The 24,611-nt window shown below is 38.5% G+C and carries 22 protein-coding genes; all 22 read left to right on the forward strand.

Annotation, left to right across the window (positions count from 1 at the left end):
* The first annotated feature begins 276 nt into the window (after positions 1-276).
* Positions 277-1,378, forward strand: a protein-coding gene (gene prfB, locus D1B32_RS13530; protein ID WP_118889665.1) for a peptide chain release factor 2 whose coding sequence is annotated in 2 segments (ribosomal slippage) — positions 277-348 and positions 350-1,378 — 1,101 coding nt in all. Because the reading frame shifts where the segments join, the coding sequence is not laid out codon by codon here.
* A 226-nt stretch (positions 1,379-1,604) separates the two neighbouring features.
* Positions 1,605-1,946, forward strand: coding sequence for a cytochrome c551 (cccB, locus tag D1B32_RS13535; RefSeq protein WP_095311160.1), 342 nt, complete (start codon positions 1,605-1,607; stop codon positions 1,944-1,946).
* 245 nt (positions 1,947-2,191) lie between these two features.
* Positions 2,192-2,878, forward strand: a complete 687-nt coding sequence (gene ftsE / locus D1B32_RS13540) for a cell division ATP-binding protein FtsE (RefSeq protein ID WP_095311162.1) — start codon at positions 2,192-2,194, stop codon at positions 2,876-2,878.
* Entirely contained in the window at positions 2,868-3,761 is an 894-nt protein-coding gene (gene ftsX, locus D1B32_RS13545) for a permease-like cell division protein FtsX (protein WP_095311163.1), read from the forward strand. The genes ftsE and ftsX overlap by 11 nt, the downstream gene beginning before the upstream one ends.
* 158 nt (positions 3,762-3,919) lie before the next feature.
* Positions 3,920-5,344 carry a murein hydrolase activator EnvC family protein gene (locus D1B32_RS13550; RefSeq protein WP_118889666.1) on the forward strand — a complete coding sequence of 475 codons (1,425 nt, stop codon included), beginning with the start codon at positions 3,920-3,922 and terminating at the stop codon, positions 5,342-5,344.
* Positions 5,345-5,526: 182 nt separating this feature from the next.
* Positions 5,527-6,996: a S41 family peptidase gene (locus D1B32_RS13555; protein ID WP_095311167.1), complete on the forward strand. Its 1,470-nt coding sequence runs from the start codon at positions 5,527-5,529 to the stop codon at positions 6,994-6,996.
* 201 nt (positions 6,997-7,197) lie between these two features.
* Positions 7,198-8,397, forward strand: a complete 1,200-nt coding sequence (locus D1B32_RS13560) for a PDZ domain-containing protein (RefSeq protein ID WP_118889667.1) — start codon at positions 7,198-7,200, stop codon at positions 8,395-8,397.
* A 357-nt stretch (positions 8,398-8,754) separates the two neighbouring features.
* Positions 8,755-10,737, forward strand: coding sequence for an excinuclease ABC subunit UvrB (gene uvrB / locus D1B32_RS13565; RefSeq protein WP_095311170.1), 1,983 nt, complete (start codon positions 8,755-8,757; stop codon positions 10,735-10,737).
* Positions 10,738-10,744: 7 nt separating this feature from the next.
* Positions 10,745-13,627 (forward strand): excinuclease ABC subunit UvrA, encoded by a 2,883-nt coding sequence (gene uvrA / locus D1B32_RS13570; RefSeq protein ID WP_095311172.1) that lies wholly within the window; start codon positions 10,745-10,747, stop codon positions 13,625-13,627.
* A gap of 146 nt (positions 13,628-13,773) precedes the next feature.
* Entirely contained in the window at positions 13,774-14,127 is a 354-nt protein-coding gene (locus tag D1B32_RS13575) for a YojF family protein (RefSeq protein ID WP_118889668.1), read from the forward strand.
* 428 nt (positions 14,128-14,555) lie between these two features.
* Positions 14,556-15,227 carry a bacillithiol biosynthesis deacetylase BshB2 gene (bshB2, locus tag D1B32_RS13580; protein WP_095311176.1) on the forward strand — a complete coding sequence of 224 codons (672 nt, stop codon included), beginning with the start codon at positions 14,556-14,558 and terminating at the stop codon, positions 15,225-15,227.
* A 242-nt stretch (positions 15,228-15,469) separates the two neighbouring features.
* Entirely contained in the window at positions 15,470-15,664 is a 195-nt protein-coding gene (locus D1B32_RS13585) for a PspC domain-containing protein (RefSeq protein WP_095311178.1), read from the forward strand.
* Positions 15,664-16,023 carry a phage holin family protein gene (locus tag D1B32_RS13590; protein WP_095311180.1) on the forward strand — a complete coding sequence of 120 codons (360 nt, stop codon included), beginning with the start codon at positions 15,664-15,666 and terminating at the stop codon, positions 16,021-16,023. Before D1B32_RS13585 ends, D1B32_RS13590 begins: the two co-directional genes overlap by 1 nt.
* 88 nt (positions 16,024-16,111) lie before the next feature.
* Positions 16,112-17,050, forward strand: coding sequence for an HPr(Ser) kinase/phosphatase (hprK, locus tag D1B32_RS13595; RefSeq protein WP_095311182.1), 939 nt, complete (start codon positions 16,112-16,114; stop codon positions 17,048-17,050).
* Positions 17,051-17,062: 12 nt separating this feature from the next.
* Positions 17,063-17,935, forward strand: coding sequence for a prolipoprotein diacylglyceryl transferase (gene lgt, locus D1B32_RS13600; protein ID WP_118889669.1), 873 nt, complete (start codon positions 17,063-17,065; stop codon positions 17,933-17,935).
* 35 nt (positions 17,936-17,970) lie between these two features.
* Positions 17,971-18,930, forward strand: coding sequence for a nucleoside recognition domain-containing protein (locus tag D1B32_RS13605; protein WP_095311186.1), 960 nt, complete (start codon positions 17,971-17,973; stop codon positions 18,928-18,930).
* Complete coding sequence (gene ppaX, locus D1B32_RS13610) at positions 18,905-19,540, forward strand: pyrophosphatase PpaX (RefSeq protein ID WP_095311188.1); 636 nt, start codon at positions 18,905-18,907, stop codon at positions 19,538-19,540. Before D1B32_RS13605 ends, ppaX begins: the two co-directional genes overlap by 26 nt.
* Before the next feature lie 3 nt (positions 19,541-19,543).
* Positions 19,544-20,059, forward strand: a complete 516-nt coding sequence (locus D1B32_RS13615) for an acyltransferase (protein WP_095311190.1) — start codon at positions 19,544-19,546, stop codon at positions 20,057-20,059.
* Positions 20,049-20,618 (forward strand): glycerol-3-phosphate responsive antiterminator, encoded by a 570-nt coding sequence (locus tag D1B32_RS13620; RefSeq protein WP_419776322.1) that lies wholly within the window; start codon positions 20,049-20,051, stop codon positions 20,616-20,618. The genes D1B32_RS13615 and D1B32_RS13620 overlap by 11 nt, the downstream gene beginning before the upstream one ends.
* Before the next feature lie 560 nt (positions 20,619-21,178).
* Entirely contained in the window at positions 21,179-22,009 is an 831-nt protein-coding gene (locus D1B32_RS13625) for an MIP/aquaporin family protein (protein ID WP_095311191.1), read from the forward strand.
* Between the two features lie 11 nt (positions 22,010-22,020).
* Positions 22,021-23,514, forward strand: coding sequence for a glycerol kinase GlpK (glpK, locus tag D1B32_RS13630; RefSeq protein WP_095311193.1), 1,494 nt, complete (start codon positions 22,021-22,023; stop codon positions 23,512-23,514).
* Between the two features lie 98 nt (positions 23,515-23,612).
* A complete protein-coding gene (dhaK, locus tag D1B32_RS13635; protein WP_095311195.1) occupies positions 23,613-24,608 on the forward strand; it encodes a dihydroxyacetone kinase subunit DhaK in 996 nt (331 codons plus the stop codon).
* Positions 24,609-24,611: the final 3 nt, after the last annotated feature.

Raw genomic sequence — 24,611 nt, forward strand, 5'->3', positions numbered from 1 at the left:
CTATGCACAGACAGCTGAATTTTACTGGCGGAGACTGTATCTGGGGAATTAGCAGTTAGAAGGTTTGGAATTGTTTTGATGCAGACAGAAAATAATATCTGCTAACAAAGAGGCTGGAACATAACTAAAGTACTTAATGTTAAAGACGAACGATGTACAAACTTAGCGGAGTATATTTCCAGAGCGAGTTATTTGCATCAATCATGTTCGGTTTCACTTCATAAAAATACTTTTGTCCCAGTCTCTTTACATGAATTTTGAATAAGAGGTGGAAGTATGGAATTAGTAGAAATTAAACACGAGTTAGACAAAATAGCTTCACGAATTGAAGATTTTAGGGGGTCTCTTTGACTTAGAGGCTAAGAAAGCTCGGATAGCAGAATTAGAAATGCAAATGGCAGATCCTAATTTTTGGAATGATCAAGATAATGCCCAAAAAACAATTAATGAAGCGAATGGCCTCAAGAGTTATGTGAATAGCTTTGAAGAAATTGAAGAGCGATGGGAAAACATGGAGGTTTCCTATGAGCTTGTAAAAGAAGAGAATGATCAAGAGTTATTTGACGATCTGCAGGAAGAATTAGCAGGATTTATTTCGGATGTCAATGAGTTTGAGCTGCAAATGCTATTGAGTGAACCTTATGATGCAAATAACGCAATTCTTGAGCTGCACCCTGGTGCTGGTGGTACGGAATCACAGGATTGGGCTAGTATGTTGTTACGAATGTATCAACGCTTTGCAGAGGATAAAGACTTCAAGGTTGAGACATTGGATTATCAGCCCGGTGAGGAAGCTGGTGTTAAAAGTGTAACCCTGCTGATAAAAGGTCATAATGCGTATGGTTACTTGAAAGCAGAAAAAGGTGTCCACCGTCTTGTACGTATCTCTCCATTTGATTCATCTGGTCGCCGTCATACTTCATTCGTTTCATGTGATGTGACACCAGAAATGACAGATGATGTAGATATTGAAATCCGATCAGAAGATATTAAGGTTGATACGTACCGAGCAAGTGGAGCTGGTGGGCAGCATGTTAATACAACTGACTCAGCTGTTCGTATAACGCACCTGCCGACAAATACAATTGTTACATGTCAAAATGAGCGCTCTCAAATTAAAAACCGTGAAGCAGCAATGAAAATGTTAAAATCAAAGCTTTACCAATTAGAAATAGAACGTCAACAACAAGAGCTAGATGATATTCGTGGAGAACAGAAGGAGATTGGCTGGGGAAGTCAAATTCGTTCTTATGTTTTTCATCCTTATTCCATGGTAAAGGATCATCGAACAAATATGGAAACAGGGAACACACAAGCTGTAATGGATGGAGATCTTGGCATTTTCATTGATGCTTACTTAAGATCACAAATAAACTAATACATCAAAAGGGGGCTCATTCTATAAGAATGAGCCCCCTTTTGATGTGGAGCAGAATATATTGCTATTGTTTCATAAATTTGCCATAAACCGCTAAAGTTATTGATTTAGCAATGTTATGAGTGAAGTTAGAGATGTAAACGGTTGTAACAGCGGTTTTAATCTAAATGAAAAGGGTTATAATAGGGGTGTGATCTTTATATAAAGTGTAAAGGGGATTTTTAAAATGAAAAAATGGTTAGTAGCAGTTTTGTTTTTAGCAGTGCTTGCACTAGGTGCCTGTGGAGCTGGTGATGACAATGCATCAGATGATGCGGGTACGGATGATTCCAACGATGGTGCAGTAGAAACCTCCGCAGGTGAAGAAGTTTACCAATCAAATTGTGCTTCATGTCATGGTGCCGACCTCTCTGGTGGTGCAGGTCCATCGTTAGCGCAAGTAGGATCTAAATACTCGGCAGATGAAATTGCTGATATTGTGAAAAATGGTAAAGGCAGTATGCCAGCACTTAATGTAGCTGGTGAGGATCTTGATGCTTTAACGAGCTGGCTATCTGAAAAACAATAACTTTATTTTAAAACAGAACGAGCCCTATATAGGTAGAAATAGTCGCCTATATTGGGCTTTTTTGTTTTTTAGAAAAACATTACATTATTTACGCATTGAAATATAATTGTAATAATTTTATGTCTAAAAATGCTGTAGAAAGATGTTATAATAGGTAGGAAATGTTCGAGGTTTATTCGGAAATAAATATAGATTCATAGATTGACAACTAGGAACAACAATTATAAAAAAAAGGTGATATTTAGATGATATTAATGAAAGATGTATATAAGACATATGACAATGGTGTCACCGCATTAAATGGTGTCAACGTAGATATAGAGCAAGGTGAGTTCGTATATATTGTTGGCCCGAGCGGTGCAGGAAAATCGACATTTATTAAATTAATATATAGAGAAGAGAAACCAACTAAAGGTTCGATTATTATTGGAGATACAGATTTAGGTGACATTAAAGAGCGAAAAGTTCCTTACATACGCCGGGACATTGGTGTCGTATTCCAAGATTTCAAGCTTTTACCCAAAATGTCCGTTTATGAAAATGTGGCATTTGCGCTTGAAGTAATTGAGGAATCACCAAAAAGTATTCGTAAGCAAGTAATGGAAGTACTGGAAGTAGTGGGATTGAAGAATAAAGCCCGCTCCCTGCCGAGTGAGTTATCCGGGGGAGAGCAGCAGCGTGTTTCCATAGCTCGAGCTATTGTTAATCATCCTAAGATTGTAATTGCTGATGAGCCAACTGGAAACCTGGACCCTGATACATCATGGGGGATTATGAAAACATTTGAAGAAATTAATGCTAGAGGAACAACAATTATCATGGCCACTCACAGCAAGGAAATTGTAAACACAATTAAAAAACGAGTAATTGCTATCGAAGGCGGTATGATCGTTAGAGATGAGCAAAGAGGGGAATATGGCTATGAGATTTAGAACTTTTATGCGGCATGTACGTGAAGGCTTTAAAAATATTTTTCGTAATGGTTGGATGACTATTGCTTCTGTAGGTGCCGTTACAACAACATTAATTTTAGTGGCAGTTTTCTTAGCATTAGTACTTAACTTAAATGAGATGGCAAAGAGTATTGAAGATGATGTACAAATTAACACGATGATAGATCTGACAGCAACAGAGGATGAGATTATCGAATTAGGTGAGGAGATTGAACAGATTGAAGGTGTGGACACAGTATCATTCTCTTCCAATGATGATGAACTCCAAAAACTAATTCAAAGTATGGGCGAAGAGGGTGAAGCTTGGCATTTATTTGAACAGGACAACCCTTTAAACCATGTTTATATCGTAAGAGCGCTAGTTCCTGAAGATACAGATCGCATTGCTTCTGAAATTGCTTCGTTCAATTATGTTGACCAAGTAAACTACGGTAGAGATGTTGTTGAACAATTATTTGAGTTTAATAAATATGCAAGGACAATTGGACTTGCTTTAATTATCGCTCTAGTATTCACAGCAATTTTCCTGATTTCTAACACCATTAAAATTACGATCATGGCACGAAGCACAGAAATTAGTATTCAGAAACTTGTAGGAGCGACAAACGGATTTATTCGCTGGCCATTCTTTGTTGAAGGGTTACTACTTGGAGTTCTAGGCTCCATCGTTCCGATCGCAGTAATATTAGGAGGCTACTACTACTTGTACACCAACTTCAATGACCAAATTACATTTAGTTTTGTAGAAATGCTACCATTTAGTCCATTTGCTTGGCAGCTATCATTAATGATACTTGCAATTGGTGCAATTATTGGTGTATGGGGAAGTGTCATGAGTGTACGTAAATTCCTAAAAGTCTAAGCCGACTTGCTCGTAACGGCTCTTGAGGTACATCCAGCCGGAGCGAGCTTTTACATAACAAGCAACATAACATCGTCTATGAAGCATGCCTAGACAACAAGAGTGAACAGAAAAAGCAAGAAGGAACTTGCAATATATTAGGTGAAGGAGAAATACGAGTGAAAAAAGTAGCTTCAAGTATACTTATCGCAGGGCTGATTTTAATGACTATACCAACTAGTGGGTTTCATGTTTCTGCAGAATCGGTTGGTGATTTAGAAAAGAAAATTAACGATTTAGACAAAGAACAGTCTGGATTGAATGATGAAAAAAATAATCTAGAAGGTAATAAAAGAGATACGGAAGAAAAATTAAATAAAAATAAATCAAAGCAGAGCACTGTCGAACAGGACATTAATTCAATTGATGAAGAGTTAACCTCTACACAAAATAATATTAGCAATAAAGAAAATGAGATAACTGAAACAAATAATGAAATCGAAACATTAACATCTAAAATTAATGAATTGACAGAGAGAATTGAAGAATTAAAAGAAGAGATTAAGATATTAGAAGATCGAATCGAAAAACGCGACGCACTATTGAAGGAACGTCTTCGTACCATTCAGCAAAATGGTGGGGATATGAAATATATGGAAGTTATTTTCGGTGCAAGCAGTTTTGGAGACTTTATTAGCAGAACATCGGCAGTGAATACAATTATGGATTCTGATAAAACGATTATGGAAGCACAGGCTGCAGATAAAAAAGTACTTCAGGAAAATAAAAAAGAAGTAGAAGCGAATAAAGAAGAAGTAGAAGTGAAGAAAGTAGCAGTTGAAGATAAGAAAAAATCACTTGAAAACCAAAAAGAAGAGCTAGTAGCGTTAGAAGGTCAACTAAAAGATCAAATGCAAGAAAAAGAAACGCTGATGGCACAACTTGAAGAAGAGCATCAAGATTTAGAAGAATACAAATTGAGCATTGAAGACGAGCAGCAAGTCCTGAATGATCAAGAAAAAGCTATTAAACTAGCAAAACAACAATATGAGCAAGAAAAAGGAAAATTGGAACAGCTTGCTAAAGAGGAAGCAGCTCGACAAGCTGCTCAAGAAAAAGCTTCACAAAGTAGTTCACGTTCATCAGGAAGTTCAAATACAGTTGCTTCCACACCAGCTCCGACACCTAGTGGAAATGGAATGTTTATCAGACCGACAAGCGGTCCAGTAACTTCTTCATTTAATCCAAATCGAATGCACCCGATTCACAACGAGATAAGACCGCATAACGGGACTGATTTTGGTAAGAGAAGTTCAGCGGATGCTCGGATTGTAGCAGCTGCAGATGGTGTTGTTTCAACTGCTGGAGCATTGGGGAGCTTTGGGAACACGGTTATGATAACTCATGTTATTAATGGTCAAACATATACAACAGTATATGCGCATTTAAATAGTATCTCAGTTTCCTCTGGACAAACGGTTAGTCAAGGACAGCAGATTGGTGTTATGGGAACAACTGGTGGATCTACTGGTGTACATCTTCACTTTGAAGTTCACCCAGGCGGATACAAAAATCCAGTGAATCCAATGAATTACCTTAATTAACTTTTTAAAAGCATACCAAGTCAGGTATGCTTTTTTACTATCCATGGAACGTTTGCATATTTGGGTGATGGTTAAATCCATAGTCAATCATAAAATAAAATGTTATGCTATTACTATTCGTATATCTTTCGGCAGATCCATATACTAATATACAGCATCAATTTTAAATTAGAGGTGGAAAAATGAAATTGAAAAAGTCTCAAATTATATTGATTTTCGTCGCTGCCTTATTTCTTGGATTCGCAGGTGCTTATGCAGGTGTGGAGTTTGCACAATCTAAAGATTCAGGAATGGAACAAGGTGCGAATCAAATTACGAATAACGGTTCTACAAATGAGGATACGGAAGCACCAGATTCTTCTGCCGATTTAAATAAAATTAACCAGGCCTATTCGTTGATCAAACAAAATTACCTGGAAGAAGTAGAAGATACACAGTTAATTGAAGGTGCGATCGAAGGAATGCTTTCCACCTTAGAAGATCCGCATACATCTTATATGGATATTGAAACAGTAAATCAATTTACCGATCAAATTGAATCCTCTTTTGAGGGAATTGGTGCAGAAGTGAGTATGGTTAACGGACTTGTTACCATTGTAGCGCCAATCAAGGATTCACCAGCTGAAAAGGCGGGCTTGCGACCGAATGATCAAGTATTAACCGTAGATGGAGAAAGTCTAGAAGGATTAAACTTGAATGAAGCGGTTGCTAAGATTCGTGGTGAAAAGGGTTCAGAGGTTGAATTAGAAATTCAGCGTGCAGGTGTTTCCGATCCATTCCCGGTTACAATTGTTCGTGATGAGATTCCGGTCGAAACGGTATATAGCAGTTCAGAAATGGTGGATGGAAAATTAACTGGCATCATCGAAATAACAAATTTCTCGGAGAATACTGCTAAGGAATTCGAAGAACAATTAGCAGCTTTGGAGAAGGAAAATATTGAAGGGCTAGTTATAGATGTTAGAGGAAATCCAGGAGGTCTTCTTGATGTAGCGGAGGACATTCTATCACTCTTTGTCCCTAAAGATATTCCGTATATTCAAATTGAAAACGGTGATGGTGAACGAGAAGGCTATCATTCACAATTAACGGAGAAAAAAGGTTACCCAATAAGCATTTTGATAAATGAGGGCAGTGCGTCAGCTTCTGAGATATTAGCTGTTGCATTAAAAGAATTAGACTATGATGTCGTTGGAGAAACGAGTTATGGAAAAGGAACTGTTCAACAGGCAGTGCCATTAGGAGATGGAAGCTCGATTAAATTAACGACATTTAAATGGTTATCACCACATGGAGAGTGGATTAATGAAAAAGGGGTTGAGCCAACAATTGAGGTGAAACAACCTGAATATTATTACACACATCCAGTGCAAATAGAAGAAGATGCGTTGAAGGTTGATCAGACCGATGAAGCAATTGCCAATCTGCAAGTGATGTTATCTGGATTAGGCTATGATACAGGACGAACAGATGGTTATTATAGTGAAGAAACAGAAGAAGCAGTCTCCTCATTCCAGTCTGATAATGATTTAACCGATACTGGTGAAGTTGATCAAGATACAGCTGGACTAATCGAAGCGCAGGTTATTGAGAAGATAAGGGATCGTGACGATGATAACCAAATGGAGGAAGCGTTGAAAGCATTATATTAATAACAGTGCATGAAAAGTCCACGAGTGTTGCTCGTGGATTTTCATATTAAAGGTAGTTAGTACAATCATAGCAGGATAGTGTGTTCCCTTTACTGGCAATGCACTCTATTGTTCTCTACCAATTAACAAGAAAAGCAGGAGATTGGTCGATATTTATCGAATAGGTAAAGAAAGGTAATACATAGAAGAAGGTGAGAAGATTTGGCAGAAGCATGGCTGATTGAGTTATTAAAAGGAATCGGTAGGTTTTTTATCAATCCACTGGTATACTGGACTATTTTATTATTATTTATCGCAGGGCATAGACGGATTAAGCAAGAGAGAATGGACTATGGAGTTAAAATATTTGATGTGTTTTCAGAGTGGAAAAACACGCTGGGAACATCACTCATAAGCGGACTCGTTATATCTGTTATTACAATTGGTACGGGGATGGTGTTCAGTTATGAAATGATTTTGTTATTAGCTATTGTAACGATTATTTTATCGATTACAATGCGCTTTTCATTGCTATCGCCAAGTTATACCATTGGACTTACATTTGTAATCCTGTTTATTTTACCACTAGTATTAGAAAATCAAACAATTATTACGGATACAGAATTGTTGCTTTCAGCTATAGATTTTACAAGTATTGCATTGCTTTTGGGAATCATGATTTTGGTGGAATCAATTTTAATTCATAACGTGAAACGAAATGCAACATTCCCAAGCATTGCGTTAAGTGATCGTGGAGCGTGGGTTGGTCAACATCGGATTAAGAAATTAAGTTTGATTCCGTTTTTTGCCATGATCCCAAATGGATTAATTGCACCGTTTGCCCCTTGGTGGCCATATTTTTCGATTGGTGAAGAAACCTACAGTGTAATTCTTATCCCTTTTCTAATAGGTTTTGATTATTTGGCGAAAGGCCATTTTCCGGTACATGCAGTTCAAAAGATATCCAAATTCAATACATTATTGGGAATTGGAATATTAGCGATTGCTGCAGGTAGTATATTTCTGCCATTCTTATCTATTGTCGCAGTGATTCTCGCTATAATAGGGAAGGAATTTTTGAATTACAAATACCGTGTAGGTGATCGATTGCGACGACCATTTTTTGGACAATTGCAAGATGGTTTAACGATTGTCGGAATTATTCCAGCAACACCTGCAGCACGATTAGATATATTCATAGGTGAGACCATTGTAAAAGTAAATGGCAAAAGAGTCGCAACAGAGGAACAATTTTATAAAGCATTACAATCCACTGGAGCGTTCTTTAAGCTGGAAATACTTGATGATCGAGGAGAAAATCGTTTTGTTCAAGGTGCGTTTTATGAAGGAGATCACCATGAACTTGGGCTGTTGTTTGCTTCTGCGCCATACAGACAAAAGAAGTCTCGAATAAGCTCGTAATTTTCAAGTAACGGAAAGGCTTGAAGATTTCGATACGCAGACCATAGGAAAAATGTATTTATGTAAAGAGCCGAAATTTCTTATGACCACGTTATAGTGGTATAGGGAATATCGGCTTTAAATTTTGTCTCCGTTTATTACGAAAATCCAGCAGCAATCGCACCAAGTCTACTTAAATTACATCGCGTTTTCCTTTCAAGCCATAATAAAAACAAGACAAATGATTTTCTAGATCAATGAATGGGTAGTATACTATTAATGAAAAAGCTAAAAAGTCGAATACTTGTTCGTTTTTGTGTTAAAATATATAATTAGATATGATAGAATGAGTTATAGAACGGATCGGAGGAAATAGCCGTGGATGATAAATTTGAACTTGTATCGAGCTATAAACCGGCTGGGGATCAGCCGAATGCAATTAATGAGATTACGGAGAAGGTTCTTTCCGGACAACGACATCAAACATTACTTGGAGCAACAGGAACGGGAAAAACATTTACGATGTCCAATGTTGTCACAGAAATCAATCGCCCGACACTTGTAATTGCACATAATAAAACATTAGCTGGACAATTATACAGTGAATTTAAAGAGTTTTTTCCAAACAATGCGGTCGAGTATTTTGTTAGCTATTATGACTATTACCAGCCAGAAGCATATGTGCCCTCGACAGATACGTTCATTGAAAAAGATGCAAGTATTAATGATGAGATCGATAAATTACGTCACTCTGCAACCTCTGCTCTATTTGAAAGAAATGATGTGCTAGTTGTTGCAAGTGTGTCCTGTATATATGGATTAGGTAATCCGGAAGAATATCGTAACCAGGTACTTTCATTGCGAATGGGAATGGAGAAGGATCGTGACCAGTTGCTTCGTGATTTAGTAGATATTCAATATGCACGTAACGATATAGACTTTCAACGTGGAACATTCCGAGTGCGAGGAGATTCGGTTGAGATTATCCCAGCTTCCAGAGAAGAGCATTGTATTCGAGTAGAATTTTTCGGAGATGAAATTGACCGGATTCGTGAGGTTGATGCGCTCACGGGTGAAATTATCGGTGATCGAGAGCATGTAGCAATCTTCCCGGCTTCCCACTTCGTAACTGGTGAAGAAAAAATGAAGATTGCGATTAAAAATATTGAAAAAGAATTAGAAGATCGTCTAAAAGAGTTGCGTGACAATAATAAACTTCTTGAAGCACAACGTTTAGAGCAACGAACAAATTATGATTTAGAAATGATGCGAGAAATGGGATTTTGTTCTGGAATTGAAAATTACTCGCGTCATTTAACATTACGTGAAGCCGGAGCAACGCCATATACATTGCTCGATTTCTTTCCAGAAGACTTTCTTGTCATCATCGATGAGTCCCACGTAACGTTGCCGCAAATCCGGGGAATGTATAATGGTGACCAAGCAAGAAAACAAGTCCTTGTTGATCATGGATTCAGACTTCCATCTGCTTTGGATAACCGCCCACTGAAATTTGAAGAGTTTGAAGGGAAAACAAAACAACTTGTTTATGTATCGGCAACACCTGGTCCATATGAATTGGAGCATAATCCAGTGATGACGGAACAAATTATTCGACCAACTGGTTTGCTTGACCCAGAAATTGAAGTGAAGCCTATTGAAGGTCAAATTGATGATTTAATCGAAGAGATTAACAAACGTACAGAGCGAAACGAACGTGTTCTCGTAACAACACTGACAAAGAAAATGTCAGAGGATCTTACCGATTATCTGAAAGAGATTGGGATGAAAGTGGCATACTTACATTCAGAGATTAAAACGCTAGAACGTATTGAAGTTATTCGAGATCTTCGTGTAGGAAAGTATGATGTACTTATAGGGATCAACTTATTACGTGAAGGGTTGGATATTCCAGAGGTTTCACTTGTGGCAATCCTTGATGCTGATAAAGAAGGTTTCTTAAGATCAGAACGCTCCCTAATTCAAACAATGGGCAGGGCTGCACGTAATGAAAATGGTCATGTAATCATGTATGCTGACAAAATAACAAATTCGATGCAAGTTGCAATGGATGAAACGAATCGTAGGCGGACCATACAAATTGCATATAATAAAGAACATAACATCGTACCGAAAACGATTCGTAAAGAAGTGCGTGATGTCATCAAAGCGACAATTGCCGCAGAAGACCAAGAAAAATACGAATCAACGACAAAAGGCTTAACGAAATTAACGAAGAAAGAGAAATCGAAGGTACTCGAGCAAATGGAAAAAGAAATGAGAGAAGCTGCCAAGGCACTCGATTTCGAAAAAGCAGCCGAGCTTCGTGATGTGATTTTTGAACTTAAAGCGGAAGGATGAGCAGTTCATGCTTAATAAAACTATTAAAATTCAAGGTGCTCGTGCACATAATTTAAAAAACGTTGATATCGAAATCCCCAAAAATAAGCTCGTTGTCTTAACGGGTTTATCTGGTTCGGGTAAGTCTTCCTTAGCATTTGACACCATTTATGCAGAAGGACAGAGACGATATGTGGAATCACTTTCTGCATATGCTAGACAATTTCTTGGTCAGATGGACAAACCGGATGTGGATTCGATTGAAGGACTATCGCCAGCTATTTCCATTGATCAGAAAACAACGAGCAATAATCCAAGGTCAACCGTAGGAACGGTCACAGAAATATATGATTATTTGCGGTTGTTATATGCAAGAATTGGAAGACCAACCTGTCCAAAGCATGGGATTGAAATTAGTTCCCAAACCGTCCAGCAAATGGTCGATCGGATTTTGGAATATCCAGAACGAACAAAGCTGCAAATCCTTGCTCCAGTCGTTTCTGGACGAAAAGGGGAGCATGTTAAATTATTAGAGAAGCTAAAGCAGGAAGGTTACGTCCGAATTCGCGTTGATAAAGAGATGCGAGAAGTAACAGACGAAATCAAACTTGAAAAAAACAAAAAGCATTCGATTGAGGTCGTTATTGATCGGGTTGTGGTAAAAGAAGGTATAGCTGGACGATTAAGTGATTCCATTGAAGCTGCACTTCGATTAGGTGAAGGAAGAATTATTGTTGATATTATCGATGGGGAGGAGCTTGTTTTCAGTGAGCTTCATGCATGCCCGATATGCGGTTTTTCTATTGGAGAATTAGAGCCGCGTCTGTTTTCTTTTAACAGTCCGTTTGGTGCATGTACAAGCTGTGACGGATTAGGAACAAAATTAGAGGTTGATCTGGATTTAGTCATACCTGATTGGGATAAAACGTTAAATGAAAACGCAATTGCACCATGGGAGCCAATTAGTTCACAGTACTATCCGCAGCTATTGAAGAGTGTATGTACGCATTACGATATTGACATGGATATACCGGTTAAAGATATTCCAGAAGATAAAATGGATAAGATTTTAAATGGTAGTGGAAAAGAAAAAATCCATTTTTATTATAAAAATGAGTTTGGTAATATTCGTGATACGGATATTCTTTTTGAAGGAGTGTTGAAAAATGTAGCGCGCCGTTATAAAGAAACTTCTTCTGACTTTATTCGAGAAACACTCGAAAAATACATGACTCAAAAAAACTGTCCAACATGTAAAGGACACCGACTTAAGCAAGAAGCGTTAGCTGTTTTGATTAATGGTTTACATGTGAGTGAAGTTACGAAGTTTTCTATTGTAGAAGCGATGAAATTCTTTAAAAAAATTGACCTTACTGAAAAGGAACAGCAAATAGCAAAAATGATTTTAAAAGAGATTGATAACAGACTGGAGTTTTTAAATAATGTTGGTTTGGATTATTTAACTCTTTCTCGTACTGCTGGAACACTTTCTGGTGGAGAAGCACAACGAATTCGACTTGCAACACAGATTGGCTCAGCACTTACTGGTGTGCTCTATGTCCTGGACGAACCATCGATTGGGCTGCATCAACGAGATAATGATCGCTTAATTGAAACGTTGCAAAGAATGCGAGATTTGGATAATACACTGATAGTTGTTGAGCATGATGAGGATACAATGCTTGCAGCAGATTGGCTGATTGATATTGGCCCGGGTGCTGGTGAGCATGGTGGTGAAATTGTTGCAAGCAACACACCAGAAAATGTCATGAAAAACCCAGATTCTCTAACTGGCAGGTACTTATCCGGAAAAGATTTTATTCCATTACCAATGGAACGTCGAAAAGCCGATAAGCGGAAGATTGAAGTGATCGGAGCAACAGAAAATAACTTAAAGAATGTTTCTGCCAGTGTACCAATTGGATTAATGACGGTTGTTACAGGAGTATCTGGATCGGGGAAAAGTACACTTGTTAACGAAATTATCTATAAGTCACTATCAAAGTCACTTTATAAAGCAGCAAAACATAAGCCTGGAAAACATCGTAAAATAAAAGGAATCGAGCATATTGATAAAGTGATCGATATTGATCAATCGCCAATTGGACGGACGCCACGTTCAAATCCGGCAACATATACGGGTGTATTTGATGATATCCGGGATGTTTATGCGCAAACGAATGAGGCAAAGGTTCGCGGTTATAAAAAAGGCCGTTTTAGTTTTAATGTGAAGGGCGGGCGCTGTGAGGCATGTCGCGGTGATGGAATTATTAAAATTGAGATGCACTTCCTTCCTGATGTCTATGTCCCATGTGAGGTGTGTCATGGAAAGCGATATAACCGTGAAACGTTGGAAGTGAAATATAAAGGAAAAAGTATAGCAGATGTGCTTGAAATGCGGGTCGAAGAAGCAGTGGAATTTTTTGCCCCGATACCAAAAATTAAGCGGAAGCTCGAAACAATTTATGATGTTGGTTTAGGGTATGTTACATTAGGACAACCGGCAACAACACTGTCAGGCGGAGAGGCGCAACGAGTCAAATTGGCAAGTGAGCTTCATAAACGTTCAAACGGAAAGTCAATGTACATTCTGGACGAACCGACAACAGGGTTACATGCTGATGATATTAAGCGGCTCCTAGTAGTATTACAACGGTTAGTGGAAAATGGCGATTCTGTTTTAATTATCGAGCATAACCTGGATGTCATAAAAACTGCCGACCATATAATTGACCTTGGTCCAGAGGGAGGAGCACGCGGAGGCCAGGTTATTGCAACTGGGACTCCAGAGGAAATTGCTGACAAAGCGGACATATCCTATACAGGGAAATATTTGAAGACGGTCCTTGAACGTGATCGAAATCGAATGGAAGCCATGCTTGAGGAAAAAGAAAAAATAAGCACGAAATAAAAAACTGCACCCAATAGAGTAGATACATAAAAAATGTCTACCCTATAGGGTGATTTTTTTACTTGAAATCCGGACTTTCAGGCTCCCTATTTGACGCGTTATCAAGGTTTCGGTACAGTAGTAATAGAGAATTGGAGGATTGTATAATGAAGCCGATAGAGATTGATAATGTACAGCATATTCTAACTCAGTTTATAAATAAAAAAGTTTATGTTCATTTGGAGACAACGAATGGAGCGTATGCAAACCATATAAATAAAGCAGCCTATAATGTAGGTGTATATATGCGTAATGCGCAAGTAACATTTGAGCAAGCGAAGATTGTTGGAGATGGAAGTGTGTATCGTGCCGGGTTAAAAATGGATACGGGTTGGATTTATGCAGAAGGTTTAACTGATTGGGCCATGCATGAAGATACGAAACTATTACTTGCCGGCCATGATCGTGAAGGTAGATTAATGGTTTCCTTACAAATCAGTGAAACGCCTTTTAGCTATTAAACTTCGTAGTTGAAGGAAACTGCGATGTAATGGGCAATTATGGTAAGAGCGTAAACCCGCTCCGGAAATACACTTCGCTTTCCGTGGCCAGAGGAACCTACGTGTATTTCCTCCACTAGATTTGGCTCACTGTCTATTGCTAAAATAGTTCATCAAACAGTAACGTTGCTCAGACCAGTCCGGGTGAGCGGAGGGCGGTGACTCCTGCGGGAACAGCACGTGTCTGAAGACTCGTAGGGAGTGGTTTTCTTCCGGAGAGGCTGAGGCCGTGCCCTAAGGTGCGCATCCGCCCGAAGCGATCCCGGGCGGCGATTATTGCACACTCTTGAAGAAAAATGGAGAGAAGTTAGTTCGCAGCCTATATCTTTTGATCAAGTATCAACAACACTAACGCATGAAAAATAATAATTGGAATCAGGTGAATAAATATGGAAAAGCATGTGGTAGTCATTTATCCGCATCCAGATGATGAATCGTTTGGAGCGGCTGGAACGATTTTAAAATTTCGAGAACAGGGAGTACCAGTAACCTATCTCTGTGGTACATTAGGAGAAATGGGAAGGAACATGGGCAATCCACCATTTGCGAATCGCGAAACATTGCCCGAAATACGAAAAGTTGAGCTGCTTAATGCTTGCCGCGTATTGGATATGGAAGTCAAAATGCTTGGTTACCGTGATAAAACTCTGGAATTTGAGGATAGAAGAGAAGTAGCATTACATTTAAAACAGCTTCTTGAGGAACTCAAGCCAACACTCGTGATTACCCATTATCCTGATTATGCAGTACATCCAGATCATAACGCACTAGGTGCTGCAGCAATTGAAGCTGTACAGTTAATGGATCCGTCTGAACGACCAGAAGTCTGGGCTCAGGCAATCTCGAATAACTATATGGACGTACTTGGAAATCCCGATATAATCAATGATATTACGAATTACTTTGATAAAAAAATGGAAGCTATTTTTTGCCATGATTCGCAAGCAGCAGGAGTTCTTGGTCAGTTTAAACATGTAGATAGTTTAGAAAGTGAAGTACAAGAAGATATTAAAAAAAGATTTAGTAAAGAGCATTTTTATCGCTGGGATTTCACTAATTAGAGATTTACAGCACATATGAAATGATGGTTTCGTTTAAAGTGATGGAACGAAGTAAATAATAATAACGTGAAGACAAACACCCTTGCATATATATATAGCAGGGTGTTTTCAAAATGAACAACAAATAAATGGTAATATTGCGTTTAAACTGCAGAAAAGAAACCTTTTTCCTTTCTGCACCGTATATATGTTAGATGGTGAATGGGAATGGGTAAAGATTATATATGGAAGGATGATAATTTATGAAGAAATTATATCGCTCCACTTCTAATCGCATGGTTGGCGGTGTACTTGGTGGAATTGGTGACTACTTTAATGTTGATGCAACAATTCTGAGGTTAGCCTTTATATTGTTACTAATTCCAAGCTTTATGACATTTGCAGTGGCATATCTTGTTGCTATGATGATTGTACCGAAAGATGTGGAGATTTATTAATGTTTAAACGCTGGATTATATCTCTTATACTTAATGCTGTTGCTTTAATTGCTGTTGCCGAGTTATTTCAATCGTTTCAATTAGATGGTTTTGGAACAGCGTTAATTGCAAGTTTCATTTTATCTATATTAAATGTGTTCATAAAGCCGTTATTAATCATTTTAACATTGCCAATCACGATCATTACATTTGGATTGTTCTTGGTTGTCATAAATGCAATTACCTTAATGATCACGCAGTCATTAATGGGGGCTTCTTTTGTAATTGAAGGATTCGGAACAGCAATGATAGCATCAATTATTATTTCATTGCTAAATATGCTATTAAATAGTTTAGTAAAAGATTCGTTAAATAGATAAAAACGTAGGTCTCAGCCTACGTTTTTTTCGTTTCATATGCTAAAATGTATATCAGTTAGCGTCCAAATGATTGGAGGAGCATTAGATTATGGCAGCGATTGTTCGTACAAGTGACTTATTAGACAACTTTAACCTAACACTTGTAGCAGGTGAGGATGGAATTAATAGAGAGATTATTACAAGTGATATATCTCGACCTGGTATAGAGATGACAGGTTATTTCAGATACTATCCGAAGGAACGTCTACAATTGATAGGAAAAACTGAAATGACGTATTTTCTGGAATTATCGGATGATGAGAAAAGGAGCCGAGCAGAAAATCTATGCACGGATATTACTCCTGGAATTGTTGTTACAAGAGGGATGACTGTCCCGCAAGTGTTAATGGAAGAAGCAAATAAAGCAGGCGTGCCGATTTTACACTCGCCGCGAAAAACAACTCGAGTTATAAGCAGACTTACGAATTATTTAGAAGAAAAATTTGCCCCTTCAACAGCAATCCATGGTGTGTTAATCGATATTTATGGTGTCGGTGTTCTCATTATTGGACAGAGTGGGGTAGGGAAAAGTGAAACCGCATTAGAGCTTATTAAGCGGGGACATCGTCTTGTAGCAGATGATAATGTAGAAATTCACCAGGAAGACTATGAGAGCTTAGTTGGAAACGCACCACCACTTATTGAGCACTTACTTGAGATTCGTGGATTAGGGATTATTAATGTGATGACCCTTTTCGGAGCTGGTTCTGTACGTAGCAATAAAAGGATCTCGATGGTAATTAACCTAGAAAACTGGGATGAAAAGAAGCAATATGATCGTCTCGGTCTCGATGAGGATACAATGAAAATCATGGATGTCCATTTACCGAAGGCAACAATACCTGTTCGACCAGGACGAAATCTTGCTGTAATTATCGAGGTAGCAGCAATGAATTTTCGTTTGAAGCGGATGGGCGTAAATGCTGCTGAGGAATTTTCAGAGCGGTTAACGATGATGATTGAAAACGAAAAAAATCTCGGTGAATAGGAGTGAATTGAGTTGATTTTGACAGCAGTTCCCTTAGATAGGGTATTTCTTGAATTAGGCCCATTTACGATCTATTGGTATGGAATTATTATCGCTTTTGGTGCAATATTAGGAGTTTATTTGGCAACCAAAGAAGCAAACCGTCTTGGATTACAGAAGGATTTAATAATTGATTTCATCGTGTTTGCCGTCCCAATCGCAATTATTTTTGCAAGAATCTACTATGTTACATTTGAGTGGGAGAACTATGTAAATGGTCCATGGTGGAAGGTGTTTGCCATTTGGGAAGGTGGCATTGCTATCCATGGTGCGATTATTGGTGGCGTGTTAACAGCAATTGTATTCTCAAGAGTAAGGAATATATCTTTTTGGCAGTTAGCTGATATTATCGCTCCAAGCTTAATTCTTGCTCAGGCAATTGGCCGCTGGGGAAACTTTATGAATCAGGAAGCACATGGAGGACCAATTTCCCAAGCTACATATGAAAGCTTTCACCAATACTTACCTGACTTTATTATGAATCAGATGACGATTAATGGAGTTATGTATCATCCGACATTTCTATATGAATCATTTTGGAATATAGTTGTGTTTACGATTCTAATTTTAATGCGAAAATATAATCCATTACGTGGTGAAATTTTCTTGAGTTATGCAATTCTTTATTCGATCGGCAGGTTCTTTATCGAAGGACTGCGAACAGACAGTTTATATGTTTTCGGGGAACTTCGTACAGCTCAGGCAATATCGATCGTAATTATCGTTGCATCGATTATTTTAATTATTTATCGTCGCAAGACAACAACGGTTCGATATCTTGATGTTCCAATTGCAGACAAAAAGAATACCCATAAGAAAAAGCCGCGTAAAAAGAAGAAAAAATAACACAGTTCCACCATTTTGAAAGAGAGGGTTACGGAATGACCGGAATGTTAAACCGGGGTTTACAACAAGGCTTGAAAACAACGTGGACCCTGGGAAAGGTGATATTTCCAATTACATTAATAGTTACAATTCTGCAGTTTACACCTGTTTTGCCGTGGGTTATCCAATTATTAACCCCGGCAATGGGAATGATTGGTCTCCCAGGAGAAGCTGCAGTTCCTTTAGTGCTTGGAAACACATTAAATTTATATGCTGGGATAGCAGCGATTATTTCATTTGATTTTACAGTAAAAGAAGTATTTATAATGGCTATGATGCTTTCCTTTTCTCATAATTTATTTGTCGAATCTGCTGTGGCGACGAAGGTCGGTGTTAATTGGTGGTTAATAGTAGGGCTGCGACTAGGTCTTGCACTCGCTTCAGCATTTGTTATTAATCTTGTATGGAATGGTGGAGCAGAATTAGCGCAATATGGGTTTGTCTCATCATCTGAGGTTGTATTGAATGGTTGGGTTGAAATTGCGTTGCATGGAATGCAAACAGCACTATTAGCTATACTTCAGTTAGCATTGATTGTGATTCCATTAATGATTATTATCCAAGTGATGCGTGAGAAAGGCTTGCTTACAGCAATGTCTAACATGCTTGCTCCATTTATGAAATTGCTAGGGATGAACAAAAACACATCCATGACAATGATTGCTGGTCTTACAGTTGGATTAGCTTTTGGTGCTGGGTTAATGATTCAAGCAGTAAAAGAGGATGGAGTATCAAAAAAAGATATGTATTTGGCGCTCATTTTCCTTGTTTCTTGTCATGCGGTTGTAGAGGACACGCTTGTATTTATCCCTCTTGGCATACCCGTTTGGCCACTCCTAGTTATACGCTTAACAACTGCAATTGTTCTTACAATGATTGTCGCTTATATTTGGAACAGTAAAGAAAGTAAGAATAGAAAGGAAACACCACATGAACATTCATACAATACTCTTTGATCTGGATGGTACATTAATTGATACAAATGCGTTAATTAATGCATCCTTCCTACATACTTTTGAGCAATATAATTTAACATTTACGCATGAGGAGATACTGGAATTTAACGGTCCACCTTTAATTGAAACGTTCCAAATGATCGATCCAATAAAAGCAGACAGTATGCTGACAACCTATAGAAAGCATAATTTGGCCGAACATGATAATTATGTAACAGCATTTCCACAAGTGTTGGAGACAATAGAGCAATTACACAAGCAGAAGATCCAACTTGGTGTTGTATCGACGAAAATGTCCAAAGGCGTGCATATGGGATTAAAATTGACTGGTTTAGATCGCTTTTTTAAAACGGTAATTACTTTCGACGATGTTACAAACCCGAAGCCACATCCAGAACCAGTGCTTAAAGCAATGGAAGCATTAGGAGCTAGTGCAAACACAACATTGATGGTAGGAGATAATCATCATGATATTGAATCGGGAAAAAATGCGGGAGTTATGACAGCAGGTGTGGCTTGGTCTGCTAAGGGTAAAGAAAGGCTTATAACATATGAACCAACCTATATGCTAGACGAGATGACCGATTTGCTAAAAATTGTAGGAGTGTAAGCGATGCGTAAAACGGAACGATTTAAAGTAGAAAGTTCAAATTCATTATGGCAAATCTACAAGACAGTTCCATTTTGGAAGGTTGTTAAAAATTTCATTATTATTCAGCTTGCAAGATACACGCCATTTTTAAGCATGAAGAATTGGCTTTATCGTACGTTTTTAAAAATGGAGGTTGGGAAACAGACCTCCTTCGCGTTAATGGTTATGCCTGATATTATGTTTCCAGAGAGAATTTCAGTTGGTCGTAATAGTATCATTGGCTATAATACAACGATTTTAGCACATGAATATCTAATAAAAGAATATCGAATTGGTGACGTGAAAATTGGTGATGAAGTAATGATCGGCGCCAATTCGACGATTCTTCCAGGGGTCGCGATTGGTGATCATGCAATCATTTCGGCAGGGACACTTGTGCATAAGGATGTTCCTGCTGGAGCGTTTGTTGGTGGAAATCCGATGCGGTTAATTTATACCAAAGAAGAATTGGAAAACCGAAATCAAGATGAATGGTAAAGCAGGTGACAATTTGAATGTACCAACGGGAATATTACCCGCAGTTCGAAAAATGAAAGATTTTGATAAAGCGCTAGAAACGAACCAAGATTTCATCGTTATTCTCGAGTCGCGACTTGCTCAATTAAAGAGCCTTGTTGCTTACGCAAAGCGAGCAAATAAACAGGTATTGGTTCATTTTGATTTGATACAAGGCTTAAAATCGGATGAGTATGGCATGGAGTTCTTAATTCGAGAAGTGAAGCCAGATGGTGTTCTATCGACGAGGGGCAATATTATTCAGCTTGCAAAGAAACAGAAGCTGTTAGCGATTCAGCGCATGTTTTTGTTGGATAGTTTGGCTCTGGATCAAAACTTAAAGCTTATCAGCCGGTTTCAGCCAGATTGTATTGAAGTATTACCAGGATTGATGCCAAGTGTCATTCATCAGATATATGAACAAACAAAGCTACCAGTTATTGCTGGAGGCTTGATTACAACAAAAGAGGAAGTCCAAGCGGCTTTCGATGCGGGGGCAATTGCGGTATCAACTTCGAAAACAAGCCTCTGGTACAAATAGCAGTGTTTATAAATCGATTTGAGGTCATAGTTAAAATGTTCGCTTGACATTTTAAAAAATAAAGCTGGTTTTTATTAGAACCATTATACAAGATATAACCTACGGACTACCTATTGTGGTATGAATAAATCTTACCGTCCGGGAGCGCTTCGTGCGGTTGCACACCTCGGGGCACGGCGTCAGCCCTCCTCGAGTAAACCACTTTCCGGGATCTTCAAACAGTGTTGTTCCCGCGGGAGTCATCATTCTACACGCACAAACCATAATTGCAGATTAGTTAACAGTTTATTTCAACTAGTAATGTTGAATTAACGAATGGTATGAGCTTATTTATTTTTATAACAGTTAAGCTTAACTGTTATAAAAATAAATAACCCTGTTGACAACGCTTCCAATATCGGTTAATATAAGAAGACAAGTTAATGATGTGGTGGAGACTAGGAGACCTACATTTCAATCGTACCTTTCTAAAAGAAAAGTATGTTTATTGAAGTGTGGGTTTTTTTAGTGCGCTGAATTAACCTGTCTATGAGATTAAAAACATAAAAAGGGGTGTTCTTATGTCTGAGTTTGTCGCTGAACTGATTGGTACCATGATCCTGATTATCTTTGGTGGCGGAGTTGTAGGAGGAGTTGTTTTAAAAAAATCAAAAGCTGAAGGAACTGGGTGGGTACTCATCACTATTGGTTGGGGGCTAGCTGTTGCAATGGGGGTATATGCAGTTGGAAACTTTACAGGTGCACATATAAATCCTGCAGTGACGATTGGCTTTGCTGCTGCTGGGGAATTTCCTTGGGCAAAGGTTCCGATGTATGTAAGCGCTCAAATGATTGGCGCCTTTATTGGCGGAGTAATCGTATTTCTGAATTACCTGCCACATTGGAGAGAAACAAAAGACCAAGGTGCAAAGCTAGCTGTATTTGCAACAGATCCAGCAGTCAGAAGTCCTTTTTCCAATTTACTAAGTGAGATGATTGGTACGTTTGTTTTATTACTTGGTCTTATGTTTATCGGTGCCAATGAATTTACGGAAGGATTAAATCCATTGATTGTTGGAGCATTGATTGTCGCGATTGGGATGTCTTTAGGTGGAGCAACTGGTTATGCGATTAATCCAGCTCGTGACCTTGGACCGAGAATTGCACATGCACTTCTTCCGATACCTGGAAAAGGTAGTTCAGACTGGGGATATGCATGGATTCCTGTAGCAGGACCAATTCTTGGCGGTGTGTATGGTGCAGTATTTTATCAAGCGATATTTCTTGGAAATTTTTCAGCACTATTCTGGATAATGAGTGGTTTTGTTGTCATACTTATAATTGGGGCAACTAATATAGAATTGAAGAAAAATGACTCAGCTGAAGATGAATTAAATAAAAAAATAGTATAGGGGGATATAAAATGACTGGAGAATTTATTTTATCATTAGATCAAGGTACAACAAGTTCGCGGGCGATTCTATTTAATCAAAAAGGAGAAATTGTGGAAACTGCTCAAAGGGAATTTGAGCAGTTCTTTCCAAAGCCTGGCTGGGTTGAACATGATGCAAATGAGATTTGGACATCAGTGCTTGCATGTATAGCTGATGTATTGCGAAAAGCCGATATCAATCCAGAACAAGTTGCAGGTATTGGGATTACGAACCAACGGGAAACAGCGGTGGTATGGGACAAAACGACAGGTAAACCTATCTATAAGGCGATTGTGTGGCAATCACGTCAAACAGAGGCTATCTGCAGAGAATTGAAAGAACAAGGGCATGAGGAATTAATTCGAGATAAAACAGGATTATTAATTGATCCTTATTTTTCTGGAACTAAGGTGAAATGGATTTTGGATAATGTGGAAGGAGCAAGAGAACAAGCAGAAGCTGGCAATCTATTATTTGGAACAATTGATAGTTGGCTAGTGTATAAGCTTTCAGGTGGTAAAGCGCATATTACAGATTACTCCAATGCATCCAGAACATTATTATTCAATATTTATGATCTCAAATGGGATGATGAATTACTGGAGATTTTGACAGTACCTAAATCAATGCTTCCTGAAGTCCACGAGTCATCAGAAGTTTATGCTACAACGGTTGGGTATCATTTCTTTGGACAGGAGGTGCCAATTGCAGGTATTGCTGGTGATCAGCAGGCAGCGCTATTCGGTCAGGCATGCTTTGATAAAGGAATGGCGAAAAATACGTATGGAACTGGTTGTTTTATGTTAATGAATACTGGAGAAAAAGCTGTAAAATCTGAGCATGGATTGTTGACAACCTTAGCCTGGGGTGTTGATGGTAAAGTAGAGTATGCCTTAGAAGGTAGTATTTTTGTTGCTGGTTCTGCTATTCAATGGCTTCGCGACGGGCTGAAGTTGATTGAATCAAGCCCGGATAGTGAAGCATTTGCAACAAGAGTTGACTCAACAGACGGTGTTTATATGGTTCCAGCGTTTGTAGGACTAGGCACACCTTATTGGGACAGCGATGCGAGAGGTGCAGTTTTTGGTCTTACACGTGGTACGACAAAAGAACATTTTATTCGAGCAACATTGGAATCACTTGCATATCAAACAAAGGATGTGCTTGATGCTATGATTGCAGATTCTGATATTGATTTAAAAACATTACGGGTTGATGGCGGGGCAGTCAAAAATGATTTCTTAATGCAATTTCAAAGTGATATGCTCGGTGTTTCTGTAGAGCGTCCTGTTGTCCAAGAAACAACGGCTTTAGGAGCGGCTTATCTTGCAGGTCTGGCTGTTGGATACTGGAAAGACAAGGATGAAATCAAAGAGCAATGGTTAAATGATCGCACGTTTGAAAATAACATGGATGAAGAAAGAAGAGAAGATCTGTACATTGGCTGGAAAAAGGCAGTAGAAGCAACGAGATCGTTTAAATAATAGGTAGGGTAGTGAATAAAGAGATCAGTTCTTATCATGGAATCTGGTCTCTTTATACTCCATTAATTAAGATGCATGGACGAGGAGGTAAGGAAAACATGAAAAAAATTATAAATGATCCGAACCAGGTAGTGCAAGACATGATAGAGGGGATGATTGCCGCTTATCCAAATGAATTAAAACAAATTTCGGGAACTACTGCCATTACGAGGAGTGAAGCTCCAGTACAAGGTAAAGTAGGTTTAGTTAGTGGAGGAGGCAGTGGGCATGAACCAGCCCATGCTGGTTATGTAGGAAAAGGAATGCTAGATGCTGCTGTACTTGGCGAAGTATTTACATCGCCTACACCGGATCAAATATATGAAGCTATAAAAGCTGTTGATGGTGGAAACGGTGTATTCCTAATTATTAAGAACTACACAGGAGATGTACTTAATTTTGAAATGGCAATGGAATTAGCTGAAGCTGATGGGATTCAAGTGGACAAGGTCATTGTCAATGATGATGTGGCAGTGGAAGATAGTTCATTTACTATAGGGAGAAGGGGGATTGCTGGAACTGTTTTAGTTCATAAAATTGTCGGCGCTAAGGCAGAGCATGGTGCAACACTGGAAGAAGTCAAAACCGTAGCTGAGAAAGCAGCAGGCAATATCCGTTCGATTGGAATGGCTTTAACACCATGTACTGTGCCGGCAGCGGGTAAACCGAGCTTCCAACTTGCAGAAGATGAAATGGAAATTGGAATTGGAATTCACGGTGAAGCTGGAATTGAAAGAAAACCGATAACGACAGCGGATGAAATCGCCTCGGAATTAACAGAAAAGATTTTAGCGGATATGAATTTAAATAATAATGAGGAAGTAGCAATTATGGTTAATGGGTTGGGAGCTACTCCAGAAATGGAATTATACATTATTAATAAAAAAGTTAACCAGCTTTTGACTGAAAAGGGTATACAGATTTATAAAACCTTTGTTGGTGAATATATGACAGCACTCGAGATGACAGGTTGCTCTGTTACGTTATTGAAATTGGATGATGAATTAAAAGAACTGCTAAATGCAAAATCAGAAGCACCAGCATTTCGTAATTAGGAG

The sequence above is a fragment of the Oceanobacillus profundus genome (assembly GCF_003515705.1).
GTDB lineage: Bacteria > Bacillota > Bacilli > Bacillales > Amphibacillaceae > Oceanobacillus > Oceanobacillus profundus.

Coding starts and splice junctions, on each gene's coding strand:
- uvrA (WP_095311172.1), top strand. CDS start 10,745: ATGCTTAATAAAACTATTAAAATTCAAGGTGCTCGTGCACATAATTTA.
- D1B32_RS13620 (WP_419776322.1), top strand. CDS start 20,049: ATGAATGGTAAAGCAGGTGACAATTTGAATGTACCAACGGGAATATTA.
- cccB (WP_095311160.1), top strand. CDS start 1,605: ATGAAAAAATGGTTAGTAGCAGTTTTGTTTTTAGCAGTGCTTGCACTA.
- glpK (WP_095311193.1), top strand. CDS start 22,021: ATGACTGGAGAATTTATTTTATCATTAGATCAAGGTACAACAAGTTCG.
- D1B32_RS13615 (WP_095311190.1), top strand. CDS start 19,544: ATGCGTAAAACGGAACGATTTAAAGTAGAAAGTTCAAATTCATTATGG.
- dhaK (WP_095311195.1), top strand. CDS start 23,613: ATGAAAAAAATTATAAATGATCCGAACCAGGTAGTGCAAGACATGATA.
- D1B32_RS13590 (WP_095311180.1), top strand. CDS start 15,664: ATGTTTAAACGCTGGATTATATCTCTTATACTTAATGCTGTTGCTTTA.
- bshB2 (WP_095311176.1), top strand. CDS start 14,556: ATGGAAAAGCATGTGGTAGTCATTTATCCGCATCCAGATGATGAATCG.
- D1B32_RS13585 (WP_095311178.1), top strand. CDS start 15,470: ATGAAGAAATTATATCGCTCCACTTCTAATCGCATGGTTGGCGGTGTA.
- hprK (WP_095311182.1), top strand. CDS start 16,112: ATGGCAGCGATTGTTCGTACAAGTGACTTATTAGACAACTTTAACCTA.
- D1B32_RS13555 (WP_095311167.1), top strand. CDS start 5,527: ATGAAATTGAAAAAGTCTCAAATTATATTGATTTTCGTCGCTGCCTTA.
- D1B32_RS13575 (WP_118889668.1), top strand. CDS start 13,774: ATGAAGCCGATAGAGATTGATAATGTACAGCATATTCTAACTCAGTTT.
- ftsE (WP_095311162.1), top strand. CDS start 2,192: ATGATATTAATGAAAGATGTATATAAGACATATGACAATGGTGTCACC.
- ppaX (WP_095311188.1), top strand. CDS start 18,905: ATGAACATTCATACAATACTCTTTGATCTGGATGGTACATTAATTGAT.
- D1B32_RS13605 (WP_095311186.1), top strand. CDS start 17,971: ATGACCGGAATGTTAAACCGGGGTTTACAACAAGGCTTGAAAACAACG.
- ftsX (WP_095311163.1), top strand. CDS start 2,868: ATGAGATTTAGAACTTTTATGCGGCATGTACGTGAAGGCTTTAAAAAT.
- D1B32_RS13625 (WP_095311191.1), top strand. CDS start 21,179: ATGTCTGAGTTTGTCGCTGAACTGATTGGTACCATGATCCTGATTATC.